Origin of the sequence: Mesorhizobium sp. M7A.F.Ca.CA.002.09.1.1 (genome assembly GCF_003998555.1) — a bacterium.
GTDB classification, from domain to species: domain Bacteria; phylum Pseudomonadota; class Alphaproteobacteria; order Rhizobiales; family Rhizobiaceae; genus Mesorhizobium; species Mesorhizobium ciceri.
In genome coordinates this window covers 1-3,852 of record NZ_RZRR01000549.1, presented here as the reverse complement: position 1 = coordinate 3,852, position 3,852 = coordinate 1, and the positions used below count along the sequence as shown (strand labels likewise).

General features: G+C 57.2%; 3 protein-coding genes. All 3 read right to left on the bottom strand.

Going from position 1 to position 3,852, the window contains the following annotated elements; all coding sequences use genetic code 11:
- Positions 1-531 (bottom strand): tetratricopeptide repeat protein (locus tag EN994_RS21705; RefSeq protein WP_245466060.1); only part of this gene is annotated, 531 nt, incomplete at its 3' end.
- A gap of 53 nt (positions 532-584) precedes the next feature.
- Positions 585-2,648 carry a type III secretion system export apparatus subunit SctV gene (gene sctV / locus EN994_RS21700; RefSeq protein WP_063169272.1) on the bottom strand — a complete coding sequence of 688 codons (2,064 nt, stop codon included), beginning with the start codon at positions 2,646-2,648 and terminating at the stop codon, positions 585-587.
- Between the two features lie 232 nt (positions 2,649-2,880).
- Positions 2,881-3,771, bottom strand: coding sequence for a hypothetical protein (locus tag EN994_RS21695; protein ID WP_024505382.1), 891 nt, complete (start codon positions 3,769-3,771; stop codon positions 2,881-2,883).
- Positions 3,772-3,852: the final 81 nt, after the last annotated feature.

The following is a 3,852-nucleotide window of genomic DNA, read 5'->3' as shown; positions in this document are numbered from 1 at the left end:
TGCTAACCTTGGTTGTTCGGACTTGCCGTTAAAGGCAAGCGACAGATTGAAGTTATGCTGCACCATCTGATTGCCTGGCTCGTTTTCGAGAGCTCGCCGATACAGGGCCTGTGCCGCGTCATGCCGCCCCTCAATGTCCAAAATCACGCCCTTCGCATTCAATGCACGTACGTTTCCTGGGGCTGCAACCAAGACGCTGTCGAGCACCTCAACCGCTTCGTGCGGGCGCTTCTGGCCCACCAAGGCATTTGTAAGTCGTATCGCCGCATCAACATTGTCCGGGTGCTGCTTCACCTCATCCCGCAAAGCCCGCTCTTGAACATCCTGACCAACTTCGCGCAAAATGCGTTCGCGCATAGCCGGATCGATTTGATCGGCGCTGAGCAACTCGGGGGAAGATGTCTCCTGCACGGAAAGAGCCGGCTTTTGCCAGCTGGCGCAACCGCCCAAAGGCAGAATGGCGAGTACGGCAAAAAGAAGTGAGTTCCGGCGCAGAAACATAGGCGATGGAGAAACTGTATTACTATTCATGTTATCTCTCAGTTATCGGGGAGGCGCGTGGCGTTCAGTTAGGAAAGGTGGGACTACTCTAACAATCCGCTGTTCGATCCGTGCGGGAGTGTGACGGATCCTGCGGGGCGAATTGTAAAGTCGGAGGCGAGGTCTTGATAAGACAGCACGGCGAGATCAACCCCGTTTCGCGTCAGAAAGCCGCGGACGAAACGTCGGACATCCATCGACGTCAACAGAATAGGGCGGGTTTGACCCGGTTCTGCGTTCGAAAGGACCTGACGTATCTGTGATAGCATCGCTTCGCTTTGCCGATCCTCCAGTGCGAGATAGGGGCCTGCATCCGAATCTCGAACCGCGCCACGCATCACATCCTCGCTCTCGCGCTCGACGACCAGGGCGGACACGATGCCCTCCGTGTTGGCATGGCGGTGGCAGATCTGTCGCTTCAAACCAGAACGGACATATTCCGTCAGCAGGGCAACGTTCTGCTCACGCTCGCTCCATTCGGCCAATGCCTCCAACACGAGACGGGTGTGGCGGATTGGGATACCTTCCTCCAGGAGGCGGCGCAGAACATCGGCAATCCGAGGAATCGGCGTCGTGCGTAGCACCTCTTTCACAAGCTCAGAATATTCCTGCTCCATTCGGCCCAGGAAATGTCGGGTCTCTTGGATGCCCACCAATCGCGGTGCGTAGCGGGTCAACGCTGCATGGACGCGCAAGGCGAGGAGTTCGCCGGGAGCCCTATGCTCCGTGCCGGCGCCCGTAAGGGCCTTTGCAGGGGTATGTTCAACCGGGAGTCTGTCCGTTTTCGGCTCACGTCTAAGGGGGACACCGCTCGAGTCGACGTGCGCTACATCGGCTCGGAGCGCCATCTGGTTTGGATCTAAGGCGTCCTGTTCGACTGGCACGCCCTCGACATCAATTCGGAATTGCGATTCAGGCAGCTGCTCGTCAACCAAGACAGGGATGCGAGGAACGATAATGCCCAGATCGGCTGTGACCAGGAGCGAAACGCGCCCAATATGTTTTTGCAATTCGGCTTGATCGACCGCCTGCATAAGATCTGGCGCTAGAAAAAATGCGATCGGGAATTCCTTCGCAGGCGCGGCTTGCTTAGGCTCCGCTGCAGTTCCACCTTTCGCATCGGCAGTGCCGGCGCCCAGCACATCAGCCTTGACAATGCTTACCGCAGCGAACACTGCGGCCAGCATCAGAAAGACGGGGAGGGGAAACCCAGGAACGAACCCCATTACAACCAGGACGCCGGCCGCCAGTCGCAAGGCTCGAGTGCTGGCCGTGAGCTGACTGACCATTTCTGTACCGAGGTTGATCCTCGCCGTCCCAGTCACACGGGTGACGATGGTCGCCGCAGTAATGGAGAGCAGAAGGGCCGGAATCTGCGATATCAATGCATCGCCTATCGTCAGCAGAGTGTAGTGATGCAGTACCTCGCCGAAGGACATGCCCTTGGAGAGCAGGCCGATCGAAATTCCACCCAGCATGTTGATGCAGATAACCACCAGCCCGGCGATGGAATCGCCCTTCACAAATTTCATCGCGCCGTCCATCGCGCCATAGAGTTGGCTTTCCTTCTCCAATTCGGCGCGCCGCCGGCGGGATTCGTTGGCATCGATGTGGCCGTTGCGTAGCTCTGCGTCGACCGCCATTTGCTTGCCCGGCAGAGCATCCAGCGTGAAACGCGCCGCCACTTCTGCCACCCGTTCGGCACCCTTCGCGAGGACCATGAATTGCACCATGGTGACGACCAGAAATATGACGAAACCCACCACGATATTGCCTGAAATGACGAAATCGCCAAAAGTATGAATAATGCTGCCGGCCTCCCCCTCGGCCAGGATCAGTCGCGTCGTTGCGACCGTGAGCGCGAGACGGAATACAGTGGAAATCAAAATAACGCCGGGCAAAGAGGAAAAATCAAGTGGAGTACTGACATACAGGGCAACCATCATCAGCAGTATGGCCAACCCCATATTGAATCCTATCAGGGCGTCGACCACCACGACCGGGATAGGCATGACCATCATCGCGACAGCCAGAAGCAGCATCAACGCAACCATTAAATCCGGGCTGGCCGGCGCACGCTTGATGAAGTCACGCAGGACGTTGGCCATCGAGACACCTTTGCAATCGGTTGAGACTTACTCTGCTGTTACGCCATGAAACGTGGCTTTCGAACTCCGAAGGCGCCTCAGCCTTGGCCAGCGCGTGACCCTGCATGAGAGCCACAAGCAGGCGCGAAATGGCTGGGCAGCAAATGTTTCCAACGCAGCCAGCTTGTCAGCACCGAGCGCGACAGGATGTTTGGCTGGCCATAGAGTGCTGCTTGATGGGGCCTGCGAGCTTTCAATATTGGAGAGCAGCAATGCGGCCATTCCTGCTCAGCAGCACACGGCTGTCCTCAATACGTTCGACCACCCATCCATCAGCCAAAATGGCGCCGACAAAATACTTCTCGCTGTCGATGACAATATATGGTTGGACCCCATGCCACACAGCTTCGACCGCGATTGCGGATGGCGCCTTCTCCTCTTTGATGAGCACTCCGTTCACCAGTGTTAGAGTACCCTTGGTGCGACGATCGAACGATTGCTGAAGCTTCTGCCAACTGATGACCGATTCAGACGTGACGGTGCCTTCGGCGGTCACAACACCCTTTGCCGACCCAATCTTGACGTCGAGAAGACCCGCTCGATCGACTTCCTCCTGCAGCTCTTGGGCCGCTGCCTCCGTAAGTTCATTGTCAGCGCGGTGACTGATCGTTCTGGACGCGACTTCAGCCCGAAGTGAATTGGGGCTCGATCCACTTGCATTGCCAAGATAGGAGATCGTGCCTGAAAGCGCGCCGATCCCGAGTGAGCTGATTATGACCATGGCGAGCACACCGATCGGTAGGCGCGGTATGCCGGTCGAACCAGGCGGCTCTGCATCCTGCACGGACAAAGCAATGGACATCTCGCCTACGAGCAGGACGACAGGAAGGGGCACAACAACGGACTGGCCTGCGGCGATATTCCGGTTGCCCTCGATACTGAGTCCGGGTGCAAGCGCCTCCAGTTCGATCGACTTGCCAAGAAGAGTTACACGAAGGTGATGCGGTGCCAGTCCCTGCTCGACAAAGACCAAATCGGCATCGAAGCCGCTGCCGATTAAACACTTTTGAAGATCCGTCTTGCCGGTCAGACCGCAATAGTGCCCCGAACGCACTTCGAAACGGAGGGAAACGGCGTCATCCACAGAGCATCTCTCAAACAGGATAGAAGCCGCATGGCAATTGCCATGCGGCTTCTATCCTGTTTGAGAGATGCTCTGTGGATG

Coding starts and splice junctions, on each gene's coding strand:
- sctV (WP_063169272.1), bottom strand. CDS start 2,648: ATGGCCAACGTCCTGCGTGACTTCATCAAGCGTGCGCCGGCCAGCCCG.